At 60.2% G+C, this 21,573-nt stretch carries 16 protein-coding genes; 11 read left to right on the top strand and 5 right to left on the bottom strand.

Annotated elements, in window-relative coordinates; genetic code table 11:
- Positions 1-19 precede the first annotated feature (19 nt).
- Complete coding sequence (locus tag Thiowin_RS24985) at positions 20-505, top strand: rhodanese-like domain-containing protein (protein ID WP_328985688.1); 486 nt, start codon at positions 20-22, stop codon at positions 503-505.
- 51 nt (positions 506-556) lie between these two features.
- Here the strand turns inward: Thiowin_RS24985 and Thiowin_RS24990 are convergent, their stop codons facing one another.
- Positions 557-1,678 (bottom strand): FIST signal transduction protein, encoded by a 1,122-nt coding sequence (locus tag Thiowin_RS24990; RefSeq protein WP_328985689.1) that lies wholly within the window; start codon positions 1,676-1,678, stop codon positions 557-559.
- A 43-nt stretch (positions 1,679-1,721) separates the two neighbouring features.
- Positions 1,722-3,611, bottom strand: a complete 1,890-nt coding sequence (parE, locus tag Thiowin_RS24995; RefSeq protein WP_328985690.1) for a DNA topoisomerase IV subunit B — start codon at positions 3,609-3,611, stop codon at positions 1,722-1,724.
- A gap of 157 nt (positions 3,612-3,768) precedes the next feature.
- Between parE and Thiowin_RS25000 the strand changes: the two genes are divergently transcribed.
- From Thiowin_RS25000 to Thiowin_RS25035, 8 genes are all read left to right on the top strand, one after another.
- The gene (locus tag Thiowin_RS25000; RefSeq protein ID WP_408034136.1) at positions 3,769-4,152 is read left to right on the top strand and encodes an exodeoxyribonuclease VII small subunit; all 384 of its coding nucleotides are present in this window, start codon (positions 3,769-3,771) and stop codon (positions 4,150-4,152) included.
- A gap of 88 nt (positions 4,153-4,240) precedes the next feature.
- Positions 4,241-5,134: a polyprenyl synthetase family protein gene (locus Thiowin_RS25005; protein ID WP_328985691.1), complete on the top strand. Its 894-nt coding sequence runs from the start codon at positions 4,241-4,243 to the stop codon at positions 5,132-5,134.
- A gap of 334 nt (positions 5,135-5,468) precedes the next feature.
- Positions 5,469-6,260 carry a GTP cyclohydrolase FolE2 gene (gene folE2, locus Thiowin_RS25010; protein WP_328988165.1) on the top strand — a complete coding sequence of 264 codons (792 nt, stop codon included), beginning with the start codon at positions 5,469-5,471 and terminating at the stop codon, positions 6,258-6,260.
- Between the two features lie 623 nt (positions 6,261-6,883).
- Positions 6,884-7,714 (top strand): glycine/sarcosine N-methyltransferase, encoded by an 831-nt coding sequence (locus Thiowin_RS25015; protein ID WP_328985692.1) that lies wholly within the window; start codon positions 6,884-6,886, stop codon positions 7,712-7,714.
- Positions 7,711-8,553: an SAM-dependent methyltransferase gene (locus Thiowin_RS25020; protein ID WP_328985693.1), complete on the top strand. Its 843-nt coding sequence runs from the start codon at positions 7,711-7,713 to the stop codon at positions 8,551-8,553. The genes Thiowin_RS25015 and Thiowin_RS25020 overlap by 4 nt, the downstream gene beginning before the upstream one ends.
- Positions 8,554-8,672: 119 nt before the next feature.
- Entirely contained in the window at positions 8,673-9,611 is a 939-nt protein-coding gene (locus tag Thiowin_RS25025; RefSeq protein WP_328985694.1) for a PfkB family carbohydrate kinase, read from the top strand.
- Entirely contained in the window at positions 9,608-12,037 is a 2,430-nt protein-coding gene (locus Thiowin_RS25030) for a sucrose synthase (RefSeq protein WP_328985695.1), read from the top strand. The genes Thiowin_RS25025 and Thiowin_RS25030 overlap by 4 nt, the downstream gene beginning before the upstream one ends.
- Positions 12,038-12,093: 56 nt before the next feature.
- A complete protein-coding gene (locus Thiowin_RS25035; RefSeq protein WP_408034137.1) occupies positions 12,094-12,276 on the top strand; it encodes a PLDc N-terminal domain-containing protein in 183 nt (60 codons plus the stop codon).
- 55 nt (positions 12,277-12,331) lie between these two features.
- Here Thiowin_RS25035 and Thiowin_RS25040 read toward each other — a convergent pair whose 3' ends face one another.
- Positions 12,332-13,174 carry a sirohydrochlorin chelatase gene (locus Thiowin_RS25040; RefSeq protein WP_328985696.1) on the bottom strand — a complete coding sequence of 281 codons (843 nt, stop codon included), beginning with the start codon at positions 13,172-13,174 and terminating at the stop codon, positions 12,332-12,334.
- A 173-nt stretch (positions 13,175-13,347) separates the two neighbouring features.
- On the opposite strand from Thiowin_RS25040, the gene Thiowin_RS25045 reads away from it, so the two are divergent.
- Positions 13,348-14,445: an efflux RND transporter periplasmic adaptor subunit gene (locus Thiowin_RS25045; protein WP_328985697.1), complete on the top strand. Its 1,098-nt coding sequence runs from the start codon at positions 13,348-13,350 to the stop codon at positions 14,443-14,445.
- Positions 14,442-17,570 (top strand): efflux RND transporter permease subunit, encoded by a 3,129-nt coding sequence (locus tag Thiowin_RS25050; RefSeq protein WP_328985698.1) that lies wholly within the window; start codon positions 14,442-14,444, stop codon positions 17,568-17,570. Before Thiowin_RS25045 ends, Thiowin_RS25050 begins: the two co-directional genes overlap by 4 nt.
- A gap of 196 nt (positions 17,571-17,766) precedes the next feature.
- Here Thiowin_RS25050 and Thiowin_RS25055 read toward each other — a convergent pair whose 3' ends face one another.
- Together Thiowin_RS25055 and Thiowin_RS25060 are read right to left on the bottom strand one after the other, a co-directional pair.
- The gene (locus Thiowin_RS25055; RefSeq protein ID WP_328985699.1) at positions 17,767-20,244 is read right to left on the bottom strand and encodes a putative bifunctional diguanylate cyclase/phosphodiesterase; all 2,478 of its coding nucleotides are present in this window, start codon (positions 20,242-20,244) and stop codon (positions 17,767-17,769) included.
- A gap of 99 nt (positions 20,245-20,343) precedes the next feature.
- Positions 20,344-21,498, bottom strand: coding sequence for an EAL and HDOD domain-containing protein (locus Thiowin_RS25060; protein WP_328985700.1), 1,155 nt, complete (start codon positions 21,496-21,498; stop codon positions 20,344-20,346).
- Positions 21,499-21,573: the final 75 nt, after the last annotated feature.

Below are 21,573 nucleotides of genomic sequence, written 5' to 3' on the forward strand. Positions count from 1 at the left end.
AGTGAAGCAACAACGGAGGATGAACACCTTGTCGCCCTTAAAATCCCTTTTTCATGTCCATTTCCAACCCTTGTTCTTGTCCGTCGCCGCCAGTCTGTTGCTGGTTGGCCTCATGGGCGGTTGTTCCGCCGAAGCTGGCGCCGAACTCAGCGCGCCCGAAGCCAGTCAGGCCGTGGCCGAGCAGCGCCTGACGCTGATCGACGTGCGGACCCCGGATGAATGGCGTGAGACCGGTGTCGCGCCCGGTGCCCTGCGCATCGATATGAACCACCCTGGCGGCAAGCAGGGCTTTATCGACGCGGTTCTGCACGCGGTCGATGGCAACAAGAACGCGCCCATCGGTCTCATTTGCCGCACGGGAAACCGCAGTGGCGTGGTGCAGCGGGCGCTGCTGGAAGCGGGTTTTACCGACGTGGCCAACATCAGCGAGGGGATGGTTGGCAGCCGCGCCGGTCCTGGTTGGCTGAGACGCGGACTACCGGTCGAGGCTTGCCGCCAATGCTGAGAATGGCTGGCTGAGAGCGGCTGGCCGCGGGCGCGGCATCCACCCGCGCCTTCAGCCAGTAAAAAGCGTCAACACGCCAGTGTAGCCATACATGCGGTCCTGAAAGATTTCGCCATTAGCGAAAAAGCCCACCAAAGGGACCTCATCGAGCTGATCCTGGATCATTTTCAGCTCCTCGGAATCCTCCCCGAACAGACTCGCGCCACGTCCAAGGCAGGAGACATAAATACCGCCACGCGGGGGTTGCCTCAAGCGTCCTTTCAAGTGCCGCAGCATGCGCGTCATGTCCTCGCGGGCACTGTCCGGATCCCGGCGGCAGAACATGACTTCCTGCCCATGCTCCACCAGCTCGGCGATCGCCAACAGGCGCTTATTGGTGTCGATGCCGATGAGATTGCGCACCAGATAATCCCCGGTGTCGCTGCCGCGAATTGGCAAGCCAGCGAAAATAAGGCCACCGACTCGATTGAGATCGCGCGCCAACTCAGAGCCGATGTCTTCTCGAAAAACATCCAAGGCAGGGCGACCGTCAAGCTGCACAATCACATTGCGCTGGGCTTCCGTGATGCGCCGCTGCGGCCCGATGGGCGTGCAGCCCTGACTCAATCCGGTCTGCACCGCCACGTTATCGCTCAGCAGTACACCAGTCAGCCCGCCACCGCAGGGCTCATCGGCAATCAGGCGTGCCTCCTTGCCCACAGTGGCGCTGGCCAGACCTCCGACCAAAAAGCCAGTCGCGGTGCGCGCGGCCAGTTGCTCGATCAATGACTTTGTCTGTCCGTTGCCAGGATCGGCATGTACCAGCGCGGTGTAGGGTAGCTGATTGCCCAACCAGGCCTTCTGATCCACGTCGAACGCCTTAAGGTCGCGCACAATGGGCGGAAACACCCGAAAGGAATCCGTCGGCAGATCAGCCACCATGGCCGCCAGCGCCGGACGTTCGTAGGATTCGACGCCAGTCGCGCAAACGCCACCGGCCACGGCGCCGCACCAGTGCTCGACTTTGGTGGCCAGGCGCAAGGCATCCAATAAGTCATCCAAATGTGGACTCAGCGGCTCGGTGACATAGACAAAGCCAAGGTTTCCCGTGGCACCGCGCAACTCGGCGGCCGCCTGGGCAAGAATCTGGCGCCAGTCCTCGCCACTGGCATGGGTATGGCGGAATAGGTTCATTGGACTCTCCTGTTGCGGTGGGGCGCCTGCGCAAATCCAGGCCTCAAATCTCGGCCAGATCGCCCTTTTGTTGCAGCCAGGCGCGACGGTCGGCAGCGCGTTTTTTTGCAAGCAACATGTCCATCAGCTGCTCGCCTTGCTCGGGATCTTCAATCGTCAGTTGCACCAGGCGCCGGGTGTCGGGGTCGATGGTGGTCTCGCGCAACTGGCGCGGGTTCATCTCGCCGAGGCCCTTGAAGCGTTGCACGCTGACTTTACCCTTGAGCTTTTCAGCCGCGATACGATCAAGCACACCCTGCTTTTCGCTATCGTCCAGCGCGTAGAATACCTGCTTGCCAACATCGATGCGATAAAGCGGTGGCATGGCGACATAGACGTGGCCGCCGCCAACCAAGCTGGGAAAATGCTTCAGGAACAGAGCGCACAACAGGGTGGCGATATGGGCGCCATCGGAATCCGCATCGGCCAGAATACAGATTTTGCCAAAACGCAGACGCGAGAGATCCGCGCTGCCCGGATCGACCCCCACGGCCACGGCAATATCATGCACCTCCTGGGAGGCCAGCACATCGGCCGGATGCACTTCCCAGGTATTCAGAATTTTGCCCCGCAACGGCATGATGGCCTGAAACTCCCGATCCCGCGCCTGTTTGGCCGAGCCGCCGGCGGAGTCGCCCTCCACCAGAAACAGCTCGCTACGGGTCGTGTCGGTGGAGGTGCAGTCGGCCAGCTTGCCGGGCAGCGCCGGGCCCTGGGTCACCTTCTTGCGCGCCACCTTGCGCCCGGCGCGCAGGCGCGTCTGGGCCGCGGTAATCACTAACTCGGCAATGCGCTCGGCATCGGCGACATGCTGGTTAAGCCACAGACTAAAGGTATCCTTGACCACACCGGATACAAAAGCCGCCGATTCGCGCGAGGACAGCCGCTCCTTGGTCTGCCCGGAAAACTGCGGATTGAGCAGCTTGACCGACAGAATGTAGCTGACCCGGCTCCAGACATCCTCGGGCGCCAGGCGCACCCCGCGTGGCAGCAGATTGCGAAACTCGCAAAACTCGCGCAACGCCTCGGTCAAGCCAGTGCGCAGGCCATTGACATGGGTGCCGCCCTGCACGGTCGGGATCAGGTTCACATAGCTCTCGGTGATCAGGTCGCCCTGTTCCGGCAACCAGGCCAGTGCCCAACTGGCCGATTCAGCCGCGCTTTCCATCTCGCCGACAAAGGGTGCGTCGGGCACCATGGGCGAGTCGCCCAGCGCCTGCCTGAGATACTCCAGCAAGCCGTCGTGATAGCACCAGGTCTCCTGCTCGCCACTGGTCTCATCAGAAAACGACACCTCCAGCCCCGGACAGAGCACCGCCTTGGCGCGCAGCAGATGCCGCAGCGAACGCACGCCGATTTTGGTGGTGTCAAAATAGCCCGCCTCGGGATAAAAGCGCAGGCGCGTGCCGGTATCCCTGGGCTTGACGCTGCCGGTCTCCGTCAGTTCCGCGACTTTCTCGCCCTGCTCGAAGGCGATGTGATACTCCTTGCCATCGCGTTTGACCCAGGCATCGAGCCGTTTGGACAATGCATTGACGACTGACACGCCAACACCATGCAGACCACCGCTGAAGCGATAACTGCCAGCCGAGAACTTGCCGCCGGCATGCAGCTTGGTCAGAATCACCTCAATGCCGGGCAATTGCAGTTGCGGATGTTGGTCGACCGGCATCCCGCGCCCGTCGTCCTCGACTTGAATCGAGCCATCGGCGAATAACTCCACGGCAATGCGGCGCGCATGTCCGGCGATCGCCTCATCGACGCTGTTGTCGACAACCTCCTGAACGAGATGATTTGGGCTTGTTGTATCCGTGTACATGCCCGGTCGCTTTCGGACCGGGTCGAGGCCACTCAGAACCTCTATCGCCGAGGCGTCATAGCCGCCTTTTGTCACTGCTGAAACTCCTTAACATACAACCCAGGGTCGGGTCAGGCACCTGGTGCTGGCTAACAGCCATAACCCCACCCGAATCGATTGACCGAAAAACCGCTGTAAGCTACCGTAGTGCGCTTAAAAGTCAAAACAACAATCCAGCGGAAGACCACGACGCTTGGCCAAAACCGAGAAAAAACCCACCGCCGCCGACCCCTCCGACCGACCTGCCGCGTCCTTGATCGACGCCAATGACACGCTAGCCCTGGGTTCTTACATCAAGGAGCCGAGTACTGAAGAGGCAAGCAATGGCGAAGTAAGCCCGGATCCGGCCCAATTCGAGCAATCCTTGTCGGAGCTTGAAGCGCTGGTGGACCGCCTTGAACAAGGCGATCTCATACTTGAGGATGCCCTTGCCAGCTTCGAGCACGGCGTGCATCTCAGCCGCGATTGCCAAAGAGCTCTCGACGCAGCCGAACAGCGCGTGCGTATTCTGACCGACGCATCCAACGAGCCGATAACCGAGACTTCGGCCAAGCCGATACCCTTCGAGCCCGGGTGATCCCCTGTTCAGGCCCCCTGAGATCAAGGGACGAGAGACGCATAAGCGGCATCAGCAAACCACACTTTAAGACCAATACAGTCCAACAATGGCCAACAAGCCGCTGAAACAATTTTTAAACGTCTGCCAGGCACGGATTGAACGCTCGTTCGAGACACGCCTGCCTAGCGCTGAGCAAGAACCCGAGCGCCTGCATCAAGCCATGCGCCATGCCGCGCTTGGCGGCGGCAAGCGGCTGCGCCCAACGCTCGCCTATGCGGCGGCCAGCGCGGTCGAAGTCACCCGTGAACAAATCGACGCTGCGGCCTGCGCACTGGAACTCATCCACACCTATTCGCTGATCCACGATGATCTGCCCGCGATGGATGACGACGATCTGCGCCGGGGGCGGCCAACCTGTCATAAAGCCTTCGATGAGGCGACCGCCATTCTTGCCGGCGATGCCTTGCAGACCCTGGCGTTTCAATGTCTGGCCACGGATTCAGCCAACAGCGTCGATGCGCGCATCCGTATGATCGATCTGCTCGCCCGTGCCTCGGGCTCGCGCGGCATGGTCGCCGGCCAGGCACTGGATCTGGCCAGCGAGGGTCGGACACTCGACCGCGCCGGGCTGGAGAAAATTCATCTGCACAAAACGGGCGCTCTCATCCAAGCCAGCGTGAACATGGCCGCCCTGATCAAACCGGAGACAACTGGCGATCAAGCCGGCGCGCTTGACGGCTACGCACGCTGCATTGGGCTGGCATTTCAGATCCAGGACGATCTGCTCGACGTGGAAGGTCAGACCGAGGTGCTCGGCAAACAGAGCGGTCAGGACGCCGCACACCACAAAGCCACCTATCCATCGCTGCTCGGTATTGACGCCGCGCATCGTGAGGCCGCGCGCCTGATCGAAGAAGCGCACCGTTGTCTTAGCGGCTTCGACAGCGGCGCTGATCCGCTGCGCTGGATCGCGGACTACATCATCGCTCGGGATCATTAACACACCCTGGCGTCGCCCTTTGCAATCCCAGTGGAAATCCAATGGAAATTCCGGTGGAGATTCAAGCCCGGCAGCGATGCTAGCCAGGGACAGAGTTCCGGTGCCTCCGCTCTGCCCTGATCCGCACCAACCACCTTCCCTTTCCGGCGAGCGCCAATATATAACTATTTCATGACAGTCGCGCGGGAGTGCGGTGAGATCTATCCGCCACCCGCGGCGATTTAATCGTCGATCAAGAGGTTTTCATTCGATGGAATCGACTCTGGAGGGTATCGCCACAGCAGCGCTGCCATCCTCACCACAAGCCGAATCGCGGGCAAACCCATCGCGACAGATGATGGCCGATGTGCAGGCCAGTGCCGACAGCCGTCGGATTGCCATTGATCGCGTTGGTATCAAAGACATTCGCCATCCAGTGCGCATTCAGGATCGCAGCGGCCGAGAGCAACATACTGTTGCGACCTTTAAGATGTACGTGCACTTACCGCATGATTTCAAAGGCACGCACATGTCGCGATTCGTGGCGATTTTGAACAACCACCAGCCAGAAATCAGCGTCACCACCTTCAAGGACATGCTCAGGGAGATGGCCGAGCGACTTGAGTCAGAGGCCGGGCACATCGAAATGCGCTTTCCCTTTTTCATTAACAAGCGTGCGCCCGTTTCCGGAGTGGCCAGCCTGCTGGATTATGATGTCACCTTTATTGGAGAGATCCACCAGGGGCAGCCGAGCCTGTCGATCCGGGTGGTAGTACCCGTGACCAGCCTGTGCCCCTGCTCCAAGGAAATCTCGGCCTACGGCGCCCATAATCAGCGTTCGCATGTGACGGTGACAGTGCGCACACGGGGGTTTTTGTGGCTGGAAGAGCTCATCGACCTGGTCGAATCCCAGGCCTCGTGTGAGCTCTTTGGTCTACTCAAACGTGCCGATGAAAAGTTCGTCACCGAGCGCGCCTACGATAACCCCAAGTTTGTCGAGGACACCGTTCGCGACATCGCCGGGGTCCTCAACCATGATGAGCGGATTGCCGCCTATATGGTGGAATCAGAGAATTTCGAGTCCATTCACAATCACTCGGCTTACGCCATGATAGAGCGTGACAAGGATGCCGAAGCCTCCGGCTGAGCCGCGCCAGCCCCAGAGCACATCCGCCTCCTCGCCTTTTAGTCGCGCTTTCTTGCTGATATCAGCTTTTTTGACCTTGCATAACCGATTGAATCAAAAAGACAAACCAACCTCACTCCGCAAGGTTGGAGAGCCCTTGGGTGAATTCGACGCCATTCTCGGTTAGAATGCCTGCCTCAGCCCAGTGCTTTGGGCTGATTCTCGGCAATCGCCATAACGAGTGTCACCATAACGGCTCGTTTGCTGGATTGCCATCTCATCCGGCCGCCACCGTCAGGCGGTCATCGCAAGTCGCGCTCTTTGGTTCCGAGTCTGGGATTGACCTAGCATCAGGCGTCTCTTTCGATTGGCTTTACCTGATCGGATCAGACCCGTCTGGGTTTGATGATTCAAGACGGGTCACTCAAAGGGCGACGCGCTGCCCCGCGGACTGAGCGGGGTTCAAACTGATTGGTGCAGATCTGACCAAGGTCGCGAGCCAATACTGCAAACAAGTACGAATACTCGTACGGTAAATCACTGGCATCAGGCCAGCTCCGCGAAAACTCGCTGGCGTGCCTTCGCGCTCGTCGCCCACCGGCGCCCGCGTTGCGGGTTGCCCCGCATCCGCTCGAGGAACCGCGATGAATCTTCAAAGTCAAGCACAGTCCACTAAGCAGAACTACGGATCGGACCCGCTCGAGGTTCGTGATACCAATCACTATCAATCCGAATACATTCATCCCTTTGTCGAGCGCTGGGATCAGCTCATCGACTGGGACGGCCGCGCCGAGTCGGAGGGAGATTTTTTCATCCGCACCCTGCGCGAGCACGGGGCACGCAAAGTCCTAGATGTGGCCACGGGTACTGGCTTTCATTCGGTGCGTTTGCTGCGCGCCGGTTTTGAGGTCACCAGCGCCGACGGCAGCCCGAACATGCTGGCCAAGGCGTTCGCGAACGCCCGCAAGCGCGACTATCTGCTGCGCACCGCGCAAGCCGATTGGCGCTGGCTGAATCGCGACATTCACGATTATTACGACGCAGTGATCTGCTTGGGCAATTCCTTCACCCATCTGCACGAGGAGAACGACAGGCGCAAGGCGCTGGCCGAATTCTATGCCACCCTGAAACACGATGGGATTCTGATTCTTGATCAACGCAACTATGATGCTCTGCTTGATCATCGGGTTGAGCCCACACATAATTTTTACTATTGCGGTGAAAATGTGCGCGCCACACCAGAGCATGTCGACGAAAGCCTGGCCCGTTTCCGCTACGAGTTTCCAGATGAAGAAGTTTTTCATCTCAATATGTTCCCGCTGCGCAAGAACTATGTTCGCCGCCTGCTGCGCGAGGTTGGCTTTCAGCGCGTCACCACCTACGGCGACTTTCAGGAAACCTATCACGACAGCGAACCAGACTTTTTCATCCATGTCGCCGAAAAACGCTACGTCGAGGGAGGCGAGGAAGAATGAGTTTGAATTACACAGAAGTTGTCGAAACCGCCCGCGCTTATTACAACAGTGACGATGCCGATCAGTTTTACTTCCATGTTTGGGGTGGCGAGGATATTCATATCGGTCTTTACCGCCACCCGGATGAGGCCATTCGTGATGCCAGCCGCCGAACCGTTGAGCGCATGGCGGCAAAAGTCTCGGGTCTTGGCCCCGAGACCCGGGTGCTGGACATGGGGGCCGGCTATGGCGGGGCCGCGCGCTATCTGGCCGCAACCTTTGGCTGCCAGGTCACGGCGCTGAATCTCAGCGAGACCGAAAACGCCCGTGATCGCGACATGAACCGCGAGCAGGGATTGGATCACCTCATCACAGTGATCGATGGCAGCTTCGAGGAGGTGCCGGCGACGGATGGCAGCTTCGATCTGGTATGGTCACAGGACGCTATTTTACACAGCGGACAGCGCGCTCAAGTGATTGGCGAGGCAGCGCGGGTGCTGCGGGCGGGTGGTAATTTGATCTTCACCGACCCCATGCAGGCCGATGACTGCCCAGAGGGCGTGTTGCAGCCGGTGCTTGACCGCATTCATCTCGCCAGCCTCGGCTCCATTGGTTTCTATCGCGAAACCGCCGCCGCCCGTGGGCTGCAAGAGGTCAGTGTCGAGCCCATGGTCGAGCATCTGATCAGTCATTACAGCCGGGTGCGGGATGTGCTCGAATCCAGTCGGGAGGATCTGGCCGGAAAGGTCTCGGAGGCTTACATTGATCGCATGATCGCTGGACTTGGTCACTGGGTGGAAGCCGGACGCAACGGCTATCTCGACTGGGGCATCTTGCATTTCCGCAAGCCAGCCGGTTAACTCCCAGCCAACTGATGGCGAGCCAAGACTGGCTCGCGCTCACGGCGCTGAGTTCCCAGCGAAGTGCCCCATCCACTGGGCCACAATTGGGTCGGGGCAACAACCGCGCAGGCATGGATATGATGACACCCGAGACCTTACAGCGACCAATCATCTTTGGCGAAGTCCTGTTCGACCGCTTTACCGATGAGGCCAGTGGACAGGTGACCGAGGTGCTGGGAGGCGCGCCCTTCAATGTTGCCTGGCATCTGCACGCCTTCGCCCAAGCGCCAGGACCTAGGCGGGTCCAACCGCCACGCTTGATCAGTCGTGTCGGCCGGGACTCATTGGGTACGCGCATTCTCGCTGCCATGGCCGAGCAGGACATGGACACTTCCCTGGTGCAACAGGATGATAGGCATCCAACCGGCACCGTGGAGGTCAGCCTGCGACAGGGCGAGCCGAGCTACGATATCCTCTCCGAGCGTGCCTACGACTTCATCGACGCCACAGCTGTCCCCAAGGTGGCACCCGGCACCCTGCTATATCACGGCACCCTAGCTGCCCGTCATTGCGTTTCCGCCGCGGCCTTGCGGCAATTGCGAGACAACGGCGAGCCGAGCGTCTTCGTCGATGTCAACCTGCGCGCACCCTGGTGGACAACCGAGCAGGTTGCGACACTGATCGATGGCGCGACCTACATCAAGCTCAATGCCGATGAACTGGCGATTCTGGCCCCCCCAGGTGATTCACTCGAAGCGCGCGCACGCGCTCTCATCGACAGCAATGGCCTGAGTACCGCCTTCATCACACTCGGTGCCGAGGGTGCGCTGGCCGTCACCGCAAGCGGCGAGTGCTTGCGACTCGGCCCACCCCGGGTGGAACGTTTTGTCGATGCCGTTGGCGCCGGAGATGGCTTTTCCTCGGTGCTCATCCTCGGCCTGCTGCGCGGCTGGCCCCTGCAACTAACGCTTGAGCGCGCGCAGGCTTTCGCCTCCGCCATTGTCGGGCAACGCGGCGCCACCAGCCGTGAACCGACCTTTTATCGGTCTTTCAGCGAACAATGGATTGCACCATGAGCGAGTTATTTCTCGAACAACGCAACGAGCAATCCACTGGCTCCCTGGTGCCGGAGTTTATTGCCTTCGTGCGCGAGCAGCGCAATCAGACCCATCGTGTTTTTCACTGGTTGATCGGGCTACAACGGCCTTTCCTGCTGCACAGCGATGTCATTGATGCGCTGGCGCACCTGTGCCAGGACGACCCGGATCTGAGCTCCACGGTGCTGGCTCGGGCGCTCGCGCAGTGTCAGGAAGTCACCCTGACACCGTCCTGGATCTACCTTGCACTACGCCGACGCGTCGCGCGCTGGGAGTTTGTGCGCCTGCATATCGAGACCATGGACGCACAGGCGGTCAACGTGGCTGAGTACCTCATGTTCAAGGAGCGCACCGCCACCGGTGGCCATGAAGAACCCTGGGGATTGGAAATCGACATGTCCCCCTTCTATCGCGACCAGTTCAAACTGCGCGAGGAGGGCTCCATCGGGCGTGGCGTGGAGTTTCTCAACCGGCGCTTGTCGAGCCGATTGTTCGAGGAACTTGGCAAAGGCGACCGCCGTTTGCTGAATTTTTTGCGCATGCACAGTCATCGCGGTCAGGTGCTCATGCTTAATGACAGCATCGCCGATGTGGCTGGTCTGCGCAATGCGTTGCGCCAGGCTCTGCTGCCACTTCGGCGGCGCGCGGCCAGCATCCCTTATGAAGAGCTAGCCCCGGAATTGCGCCCGCTAGGCTTCGAGCCCGGCTGGGGCTGTGACGCTGCGCGGGTGCGCAACACCATGGGGCTGTTGCTGGATATTTTGGAAGCGCCCTCGCCCCAGACGATCGAGGAATTCCTCGGCCGCATCCCGATGATCTTCTCCATTGCCATTCTGTCGCCGCATGGTTGGTTTGGCCAATCCAATGTGCTCGGGCGGCCGGACACTGGCGGGCAGGTGGTCTATATCCTCGATCAGGTGCGCGCGCTTGAGCGTGAGATGCGCGCCCGCCTCGCCGAGCAGGGCATCGATATCGAGCCCGAGGTCATCGTCATCACCCGGCTGATTCCAGAATCCGAGGGCACCACCTCGGATCAGCGTATCGAGCCAATCGCTGGCACCCAAAACGCTCGTATTCTGCGCGTACCCTTCCGCAGCGACAACGGTGATGTGCTGCCACACTGGATCTCACGCTTTCATCTTTGGCCCTTTCTGGAGCGCTTCGCGCTGGATGCCGAAACAGAGTTGCTAGCAGAGCTTGGCGACCGCCCTGACCTAATCATTGGCAACTACTCCGACGGTAATTTAGTAGCCTCCTTGATGTCGCGGCGACTTGGGGTCAGCCAGTGCAACATCGCCCATGCATTGGAGAAAACCAAGTATCTCTTCTCCGATCTTTACTGGCGCGATAACGAGGATCGCTACCATTTCTCCTGTCAGTTCACCGCGGACCTGATCGCGATGAACACAGCGGATTTTATCATCACCAGTACCTATCAGGAGATTGCCGGCACCGACGACAGCCTGGGACAGTACGAAAGCTACATGAATTTCACCATGCCCGGCCTCTATCGCGTGGTCGCCGGGGTGGATGTTTATGATCCCAAGTTCAACATCGTCTCCCCTGGTGCCGACGAGGAGATCTATTTTCCCTTCACCGAGACCGACCGCCGGCTGAGCCATCTGCACGGGGAAATCGAGCAGCTCCTTTTCGGTGAACCCGTGCAAGGGCAATCCAGGGGTCAATTGCAAGACCGCGACAAACCCCTGCTGTTCTCCATGGCGCGCCTGGACCGCATCAAAAACATTGGCGGCCTGGTCGATTGGTACGCCCGCGCACCAGAACTGCGTGATCGTGTCAACCTAGTCGTTGTCGCGGGCCATGTCGACGGCAATGCCTCGGGCGACAGCGAAGAGCGTGAACAGATCGACTACATGCATTATCTGATGAACACTCACGGCCTTGACGGGCAGGTGCGCTGGCTCGGGGTTCATCTCGACAAATTTATGGCTGGCGAGTTCTACCGCTGTATCGCCGATCGCCGGGGCGCCTTCGTGCAGCCGGCCCTGTTCGAGGCCTTCGGACTCACGGTTATCGAGGCCATGAGCTGCGGTCTGCCCACTTTCGCAACCTGTTATGGCGGCCCATCCGAGATCATCGAGCACGGCCAGTCAGGCTTTCACATTGACCCCAATCATGGCGACCAGGCCGCCGCGCTCATTCTCGAGTTCTTCGACACTTGCGCCAACAAGCCCAAACATTGGCAGGCTTTTTCCGACGCCGCCATCGCGCGCGTGCAAGAACGCTACACCTGGCGCCGCTATGCCGAGCGCATGATGACACTCTCGCGGGTCTACGGTTTCTGGAAATATGTGACTGACCTTGAGCGCGCCGAAACCTCACGCTACCTCGAGATGTTCTACACTCTGAAATTCCGCCCGCTTGCGCAAAGCATGCTGGGTTGATCCAACGCTTGCATTTCGAGTTCCGCCAAGAGTGCGGGGAACACTGGGGGATTCACATGATCGACCTTCAAGTCACCGGGTTTTTCGGTTTACTGCTGCTCATTCTGGACATCTATGCCATCATCAAGACGGTACAAAGCAGTGCGGGCACCCTGGGCAAAGTGCTCTGGGTGGTTCTCATTCTGCTGCTGCCAGTGCTGGGCTTCATTCTTTGGCTACTGCTTGGGCCAAAACGCTAACCACTCCTGATCAGCAAGGGAGGTAATCGCTCCGCCGTGGCCCCAAATCAGCATGTCACGCTGAATCATTGCCGTCCCTGTGCTCGGCATGCATCCGGTCAATGAGGATGTCAATCAACAGCGGATGCGTGCTCATCAAGGGCGACAGACTGATGCTGAACCCGGGGTGGCGGGCTTCGATGTCCCGGCAGATCGTCACCACATCCCCGTCGGGGCCAGCATGACGGCCAGCGGCAAGAAACTGCATCGCCACGGCGACTCTTGCTCGCGGATGCGCCCGCGCATGGGTGGCAAGAGCGTCACTGAGCAGAGGGCCATTGAAGTCGTATTCCCTACCCGGTCGGCGTTCCATCGCCGCCTCTGTTAATCCCACCCGATCACCAAGACGCCGGACAAGCTGTTTAGCAAGCCAGTTGCGCACGGCGGTCACTCGCGCGATTGGCGAGCCATGATCGACCAAAAAGACATGTTCGGGCGAACGCGATGCTTGTAAGCGACATTGCGCCAGATTGTCGACAAGAATCTCGACCAAGCGCGGCTCACCCCGAGGGAGCGGGCACAATGGGGGGGCAATGCGCAGCCTGAAGTCATCGAAGTCTCGACGCAATGCGGCGGCGGTTTCCGGGATGAAGCTCGTCAAGGCTCGGCTGGCGCCAAAAAAAAGCGGCACAATCAGGAAATCGCGCTGACCGGATTCGAGCTGGCGACGCAGATAGGGTGCCAAGGTTCGCGCCGGCTGGTCGTTGAGCTGATGCGGCGGAATCGCGTCCGAGTGCAGCAGCGACACAGGTTCAACTGGGTCAGCCGCGCGCGCTTGGAGCCTGGTGGCCAACTCGCGCAAGGAGAGGGTGGCATCGGCACGTTTGGAGCCGTTGTCGACGAGCAAGATATTTGGCATGGGCATTTTGGAGTCAGTCACTGTTGGTTCGGCTGTGACATTGGGGCGCCGCCGCCCAGGCCAACACTGGCAAGGATGCGACTGACGCATTGCTTGAAACTTGTTTTGCTTGGGATCGGTGCGCCTTGGCCTGATTATCTGTTCATGCTTGCCATGATGAAGGAGTTTCCTGGATGCGATTTTTCCTTGCGCTAGGGATGGGTTTCTGTCTCCTCGGCTTGTCAGTGTTGGCCCAGGGCCCAGAGGGGGCGAAGCCCGGCGTCATTGTGGCCGAGGTGCAAGCAGCACCACTGGCTGACCGCATCGAGGCACTGGGCACGCTCAAGGCACGCGAGTCAGTGGTCATCACCGCCAATGCGACCGATACCATCTCGGCCATCCATTTCGACGACGGTGATCGGGTCAAGAGCGGGGATTTGCTGGTCGAGATGGTCAGCGTCGAGGAACACGCACAGCTCGAGGAAATCAGCGCGCGCATGGGCGAGGCTGAACGCCAGTATGAACGCGTCAAGTCGCTGGAGGCGAGCGGCTCGGCCTCGGCCTCGCTGCTCGATGAGCGCAGGCGGGATCTGCATACCGCGCGCGCCTCCCTGGCGGCGATCGAATCGCGCCTGAATGATCGGCTGATCAAGGCGCCCTTCGACGGCGTGGTTGGTTTGCGTAACATCAGCCTGGGCGCCCTGGTGCAGCCTGGGGATGTGATCACCACCCTGGATGATGATGCGCGCCTGAAGCTCGACTTTGCTGTTCCGAGTGTCTTTCTCGGATCCCTGGCGCCTGGCGTGGCGGTCGAGGCACGCACCCGCGCCTTTCCGGATAAGGTATTCGAGGGGACCATCGGCAGCATCGACAGCCGGGTTGATTCGGTCACCCGCTCGGTGCAGGTACGCGCGCTCATCGACAACGACGAGCGGCTGTTGCGCCCGGGACAGTTGATGACGGTGGATCTGCTGCGCAATCCGCGCCAGGCGCTGATGGTGCCCGAATCCGCCCTGCTGCATCGCGGCGATGAGCATTTCGTCTTTGTGGTGGCTGGCGATGAGCCCAGGGTCGCAAAACGCCAGGTCACCATCGGCGCCCGGCGGCCGGGGGAGGCCGAGATTCTGTCGGGCCTGAGCGCTGGTGACCGGGTGGTCACCCATGGTCTGCAGAAGGTCAAGCCGGACGCGCCGGTCCAGATTATTGCCGTGGATGACGGCAGCCGGTCGCTCAAAGAGATGCTGGCCTCGGACAAGAGGGACGGCGGGCGCGACGGAGCCACCACGCCATGATGCTGTCCGATCTCTCCGTCCGCCGCCCGGTGCTGGCGACTGTCATGTCGCTGCTGTTGGTGGCTTTTGGGCTGGTGTCCTTCGACCGCCTGCCACTACGAGAGTTTCCGGACATCGACCCACCGGTGGTGTCCATTGACACCGTCTATCCCGGTGCCTCGGCCAACGTGGTGGAGACACGCATCACCCAGCTGATTGAAGACCGTATCGCTGGTATCGAGGGCATCGAGAGCATTGCCTCTAGCTCCGAGGATGGGCGCTCGCGCATCACTATTGAATTCGCCATTGGCCGCGACATCGACGGCGCGGCCAACGACATCCGCGACCGGGTGTCCGGGGTGCTCGATCAACTCCCAGTGGAAGCCGAGCCACCTGACATCCAGAAGGTCGATAGCAACGACGATGTCATCATGTGGCTGAATTTGGTCAGCGACCGCATGACTGTGCCCGAGCTGACCGACTATGCCCGACGTTATCTGGTCGACCGCTTCTCTGTGCTCGACGGCGTCGCGCGAGTGCGGGTCGGTGGTCAGCAGACCTATGCCATGCGCGTGTGGCTGGATCGTAATGCACTGGCCGCGCGCGGACTGACGGTGGCGGATGTCGAGTCCTCGTTGCGGGCCGAGAACGTTGAACTTCCGGCTGGCAGCGTGGAGTCGCTCGACAGGCAATTCAGTGTGCGCACCGAACGCAATTTCCGCACGCCCGAGGAATTCGCTCGCCTAGTCATCGACCGTGGCGCGGACGGCTATCTGGTGCGTTTGGGCGACGTGGCTCGGGTCGAGCGGGGCACCGAGGAAAACCGCACGGCATTTCGCGGCAATGGCGTGCCCATGGTGGGGCTTGGCATCATCAAGCAATCCACCGCCAATACGGTCGCGGTGGCTGATCGGGCCAAGGCCGAGCGCGACCGGCTCAATCCCACTCTGCCCGAGGGAATGGAGCTGAAGCAGAGCTATGACACTTCGATCTTCATCAAGGATGCTATTAAAGAGGTGTATAAAACCCTCGCCATCGCCATTGGGCTGGTGGTGCTGGTGATTTTTCTCTTTCTGGGCAGCGCGCGCGCCATGCTGGTGCCGGCGGTGACCGTGCCTGTATCGCTGATTGCCACCTTCAGCGTGCTGCTGGCATTGGGCTTTTCGGTCAACATTCTCACCCTTCTCGCGCTGGTACTGGCCATCGGCCTGGTGGTGGACGATGCCATTGTGGTGCTCGAGAACATTCACCGGCGCATGGAGGACTTGGGCGAGAGCCGCCTGGTCGCGGCCTTCCGCGGCACCCGGCAGGTGGGCTTCGCGGTCATCGCCACCACGGTGGTGCTGCTCGCGGTCTTTATGCCCATAGTCTTTCTGCGCGGGGACATTGGGCGGCTGTTCTCGGAGTTTGCCATCACCATCTCTGCCGCCGTGGTCTTCTCCACCTTCGTCGCGCTGTCGCTCTCGCCCATGCTGGCGTCGCTGATTCTTCCGCAACATCCCGGGCAGGGGCCGGATTCCAAGCGTGGCGCCGCGCGCCTGAGCGCCGGGGTTGACTGGCTGTTCGAGCGCGTGCGGATCGGCTATGCCCGGCTGCTTGGCTTCTTTCTGCGCCAGAAGTGGATGATCGCCGTCCTTTTTCTGGTCACCATTGGGCTCGCCTGGTGGCTGCTGACGCACATCCCGCAAGAGTATTCACCCAAGGAAGATCGCGGGGCCTTCTTCGTCATGGTCAATGGGCCAGAGGGCGCCACCTTCAGCTACATGGAAGATTACATGGACGAGATCGAGCGCAGGCTACTGCCCTATGCGGAGTCCGGCGAGGCGATCCGGGTGCTGATGCGCACCCCGCGCGGCTTCGGTGGCGGTGATGCCTTCAACACCGGCATTGTCGTCATGGTGATGAACAGCTTCGACAAGCGTCGCTCAAGCTGGGTGATTATCGACGAGGTGCGCGCGACCTTGGCGGATCTACCGGGGGTACGCGCCTTTCCGGTGATGCGCAGCGGCTTTGGCCAGCGCATCCAGAAACCCGTGCAATTTGTGATTGGCGGTGGCACTTATGAACAGCTGGCCGAGTGGCGCGATATCCTGATCGAGAAGATCGAGCAGAACAACCCCGGACTGGTCGGCCTGGACTGGGACTATAAGGAAACCAAGCCGCAGCTGCGCGTCGAGATCGACTACGACCGCGCCGCCGATCTCGGCATTCGCATCGACACCATCGGGCGAACTCTGGAAACCATGCTCGGCTCGCGCCGGGTCACCACCTACATCGACGCGGGCGAGGAATACGATCTGATCCTCGAGGGCGAGCGTGATGCCCAGCGCACGCCAGGCAGTCTGGAGAATCTCTATGTGCGCTCGACGCGCAGCGGCCAACTGGTGCCCCTATCCAATCTCGTGCGGGTGATCGAATCGGCCGATTCCAATGAGTTGAACCGCTACAACAGAGTCCGCGCCATCACCATTGAGGCCAATCTGGCTGACAGCTTGTCGCTCGGTGAGGCGCTCTCCTATCTCGACAATCTGGTCACCGAGCATCTACCAGATCAGGTGGTGGTGGACTACAAGGGCCAGTCAGCGGATTTTCGGCAATCAGGCGGCGGCATTCTGTTTGTGTTTTTTCTCGGCGTCGCGGTGGTCTACCTGGTGCTGGCGGCCCAGTTCGAGAGCTGGGTGCATCCGCTGGTCATCATGCTCACAGTCCCCCTGGCCATGGCCGGGGCCCTGTTTGGGTTGTGGATCACCGGACAAACCTTGAATATCTACAGCCAAATCGGGCTCATCATGCTGGTGGGCTTATCGGCGAAAAATGGCATTCTGATTGTCGAGTTCGCCAATCAGTTGCGCGATCAAGGGCAGGAATTTCGCGCCGCCCTGAGCGAGGCGGCAGCGGTGCGCCTGCGCCCGATCGTGATGACGGGCATCACCACAGCGGCGGGATCAGTGCCCTTGCTGCTAAGCAGCGGGGCCGGAGCCGAGACGCGCGCGGTGATTGGCACTGTGATTCTATTCGGCGTGGTGGCGGCAACGCTGTTCACTCTTTTTGTGGTGCCGGTGGCCTATGATCTGCTGGCGCGCGGCACCGAATCCCCCAGCGAGCGTGAGCGGCGCTTGGAGCGGGAACTGGCTGCCACAGCATGAGGACTGAGTGCCGGCTGGAAATATCGCATGGCGACAATAACCGGACCAGTCCCGCTGCCGATAAAGCCGTCCAAGGTGACGAATTGCTGGTCGTGACGCTTGAGCATTTCATCGAGCAGGTCGCTTTGGGCAAGGGCCATGGCGATTGCTCCCTGGTTGTACCGGTTGCCCGGGCCAGTTTAGCTGACGATGCGGGTCAATTGGATGGTTGGGCTGAAGCCGCTCCGAGCTGTTGGGCGGTTAGCATGGGCTCAAGGGATTGCAACGGCATGGGGCGCGCGAGCAGAAAACCCTGCACCGCGGGACAGCCGTGCTGGCGGAGGAAGTCAAGCTGGGCTTGGTTTTCGACCCCCTCGGCCACGACCGAAAGGCCGTGGGTCTGTGCCAGGCGGAGGATGGAGAGCACCAGGGCCGATTCCTGTTCACCGCCGGGTAAATCGCAGACGAAGGAGCGGTCGATCTTGAGAGTATCGATGGGGAGCCGGCGCAGATAGCTCAGGGCCGAGTAGCCAGTGCCGAAATCGTCGAGCCCGATAGAAAAACCGGCCGCGCGCAGGGATTCGAGCAGCTGCAGCGCCTTGGCATCGTCCTGGATCAGCAGGGATTCAGTGATTTCGAGTTCGAGTAAGTGGACCGGCAGCTGATACTGGCTGACCAACTCAAGCACCCGGACGAGAAGTTTGGGGCGCAACTGCCGGGCCGACAGATTAACCGCCAGACGCAACGGCGGGATGCCGCGCCCAAGCCAGTCATGCAGGGTGGCACAAGCGGTTTCCAGCACCCAGTCGCCGATTTCGTGGATCAGGCCGGTCTCCTCGGCCACTGGAATGAATTTGGCCGGTGAGATCATGCCATGCTCGCGGTGCTGCCAGCGCAGCAGCACCTCGGCCGCCTGCATGGTGCCGGTAGCGAGCTCGAACTGGGGCTGGAAGTACAGCAACAGCTCGCCGCGACGCAGAGCGTCGCGCAGGTCTTCTTCAAGGTGGTGGCGCTCGCGCGCGCGTTGGTTCATATCGGCGGCGAAGAACAGATAGCCGTGTTCGGAGTCGGGCGTCTGGCGCAACCGCCGCATGGCAATACTGGCATGGCGCAGCAGGCTGTCGGCATCGGTGCCGTCATCTGGAAAAACGGCCACGCCAATACTGGCGCTGATGCTCAGCGTTTCTTCTGTCGGCTCGGCCTGCTGGCCACCCGCGCGCTCTAGAATAAAGGGCTCTTTCAGCGCGCGCAGCACCTTGTCCGCAACAATGCTGGCATGCTCGCGCTCGCTAATGTCGAACAGCGCGATGACGAATTCATCCGGCCCACAACGGGCGACGACGTCCTCAGCGCGCAAGCCGCTGCGGATACGCCCGGCAATCTGCATCAGGAGCTCATCGCCGGCAGCGACGCCGAGGCCGTCGTTGATACGCTTGAAGCGATCGATGTCCACTAGCATTAGGGCACCATAGGTACCCATCCGCTTGGCTTCCTCAAGCGCCTGGGTGAGCAGAATGCGCAGCATGGAGCGGTTGGGCAGCCCGGTGAGGGTGTCGAAATTGGCCAGTTGGTAGATCTTCTCCTTGGCCTCCTGGCGCTCGGAGACATCCATCAGCAGCGCGATGAAGTGGGTCAGCTGACCCTCCTTGTTGCGCACCGCGCTGAAGGACAACCAGCAGGGCAGGATGGTCTCACCATCGCGACTGCAGCGAATCTCGCCGAACCAGTGGTCTTCTCGGCTAGCTTCGTCGCGCAGCCTGTTCCAGAATTCCTTGTCGTAACGGCGGCAGTAGAGAAAATCATGCTCCCGCCCGATGAGTTGGTCGGCTGATATGCCAAACAGTCGCGCAAAGGCGCGGTTGACCGACACGATGCGCCCGCCGGCGTTGGTGACCATGATGGCTTCTTCGCTGTACTCAAAAATAGCCGACTGCAGGCGAAGTTTTTCTTCCGCGCGAATGCGTTCGGTGGCATCGATCAGGTAGCCGAGCAGGCCATCGGGCTCGCCGTCTTCATTCACCAGCAGCGACAGATGGATGCTGGCCCAGAATACCGATCCATCCCTGCGTTTGCGCCGCACCAACATTTCTCTGCTGCTACCGCTGTCGTATGCCTCCGCGAGCAGGCTGTCGTCCTCATCACCATCGGCATAGAGAAAGAGCACATGACGGCCAATAGCTTCCTCTTTGGAGTAACCGAACATCTGTTCGGCTCCGCGGTTCCAATTGGTGATGTAACCATCAAGGTCCATGCCAATGACGGAGCTTGTGATCGCATCCAGCATCCGCCGATGCTGCTTTACTTCTTGGCAGCAAGTGGAGCTACCTCGCTCATGGCCGTCAAGCTGATTTGCCAGCAGCGCCATGGCCGGCAAGAGCAAGGCCTTGATCATAGAGGCGGGAGGCTCGGCAAGAGCGAGGATCAGCGCGTCGCCACCGACAGTTGAGAACTGCCAGGCATGGCCCGCTGCGGCAGCGGCGACGTACCAGTCGGGTGGCTGTTCTGGTAGGTTTTTTTCTCGTACGGTTTTTTCTGGCTGAATTATTTCTGGCTCACTTTTTTCTGGTCCATCGACATTGGTTCTCCGCAACCCAAGCCAAAACTGATTTGGCGCGATCACGGCTTGCAGTTGGTCAGCGAACCAACGCAGCCGAGAGTCGGTGTCGCCAATGGGTACCGCCAGGCATTCGGTCATGATTTCATCCTTGCCGGAGCTGGCGCCGATTCGGGGAGGACCGGCGCTACGGCAGATCAATCAATTCGCAAGAAAGCTCATCCCGGCAGACATTGGCCTTCAGTTGCCAGGTGGCGATGAAAAGGACTCGACCCAGAACAGGCTATCGAGTTGTAGCTGAAGGAGTGTAACGGCATCAAGGTGATACCTTTGTGACAAAGTACCTACTTGGGAGGTCTTGCGCTGTTCAATGGCACTGGCGAGAGCCAAGAGATCACCCAAAGGCCCCTGCTGTCCGAGCAGCGCCGTCAGAATGCTCTCGGGCAAGGCGAGTGGTGTCAGCAGATTCTCGAGCTGGTCATTCATTAGCACATCGAGCAAGGAGAAAATGCCAACCATGAATGCCTGATCGCTCAACTCGGCGGGCCAGCTCAGATGTTGGGCCAACAGTTCCATTAACCGCCCGCGCAACGCTGAGTGCCAGAGCAGGATGTTCACCTCGCCTTTGATGGTCTGGCGGGTAAACATCAACAACTGCAGCCAGCGCTGCAACTGGCGGCGCCCAAGCAGGGTAATCGCGTGACGGAAGTTGGTTGCCGGCGTGCGCAAATTCAGGGCCGGAGAATTGACCAGATTGAGCAGATCGAACGCGAGCCTGGGCTGGGATTTGAACAGAGATTCGAGTTCGTCGGTATCGGCGTCGCTGGTGACCAGGGCCAGCAGGCGAGTCAGGGCAATTTGATCGGCCTTGTGCTGCTTTTTGTTGGCGCCCTGGTTGCCAGTCATCATGAAAGCGGTCCAGCCAAGATCCGCCAGCGCTTGACACTGCTGCCAACCAGCCAAACCATCGGCCAGCGCTGGCTTGGTAGAAACCGGACCAACGGGGTCAGTCACAATATGCCAGTCGGCATTGCTCACCCGAGCAAGCTCAGCGCGCGTGCCGCGAATTCCAAGCAACACAGAGTCATTCAAGGAGGTCGTCTCCGTATCCTTGGCAAGCGAGCGCACCAACATCTGATCGCAGTTTAGGTCCAGGGGCAAGTAGTGCGCCAGGCTCTTGGTTGTATCCACCAAAAAAAGCCATTCGGGTGGATGTTCCTGCAAGCGCTCCACGAGCAGAGTCAACAGGGAACCCGCCTGATCCGGGGTGGATGCGATTTCCAACCACAGACCACTGCGCTGTCGACGCTGATCAAAGACTGGCGCAACCAAGGTCCAGGTGCCCGTGCCCGCGTTCTGATCGGATGGCCTGAACCTGTGATCGGTTGCCGTCATTTCTGATCCCTCGGACGGACTGGACAAGCACTTCCTCACTTGGAACACTCCGCATGACAACCAGGATGTTGGTTA

The organism is Thiorhodovibrio winogradskyi (assembly GCF_036208045.1).
Taxonomy (GTDB): domain Bacteria; phylum Pseudomonadota; class Gammaproteobacteria; order Chromatiales; family Chromatiaceae; genus Thiorhodovibrio; species Thiorhodovibrio winogradskyi.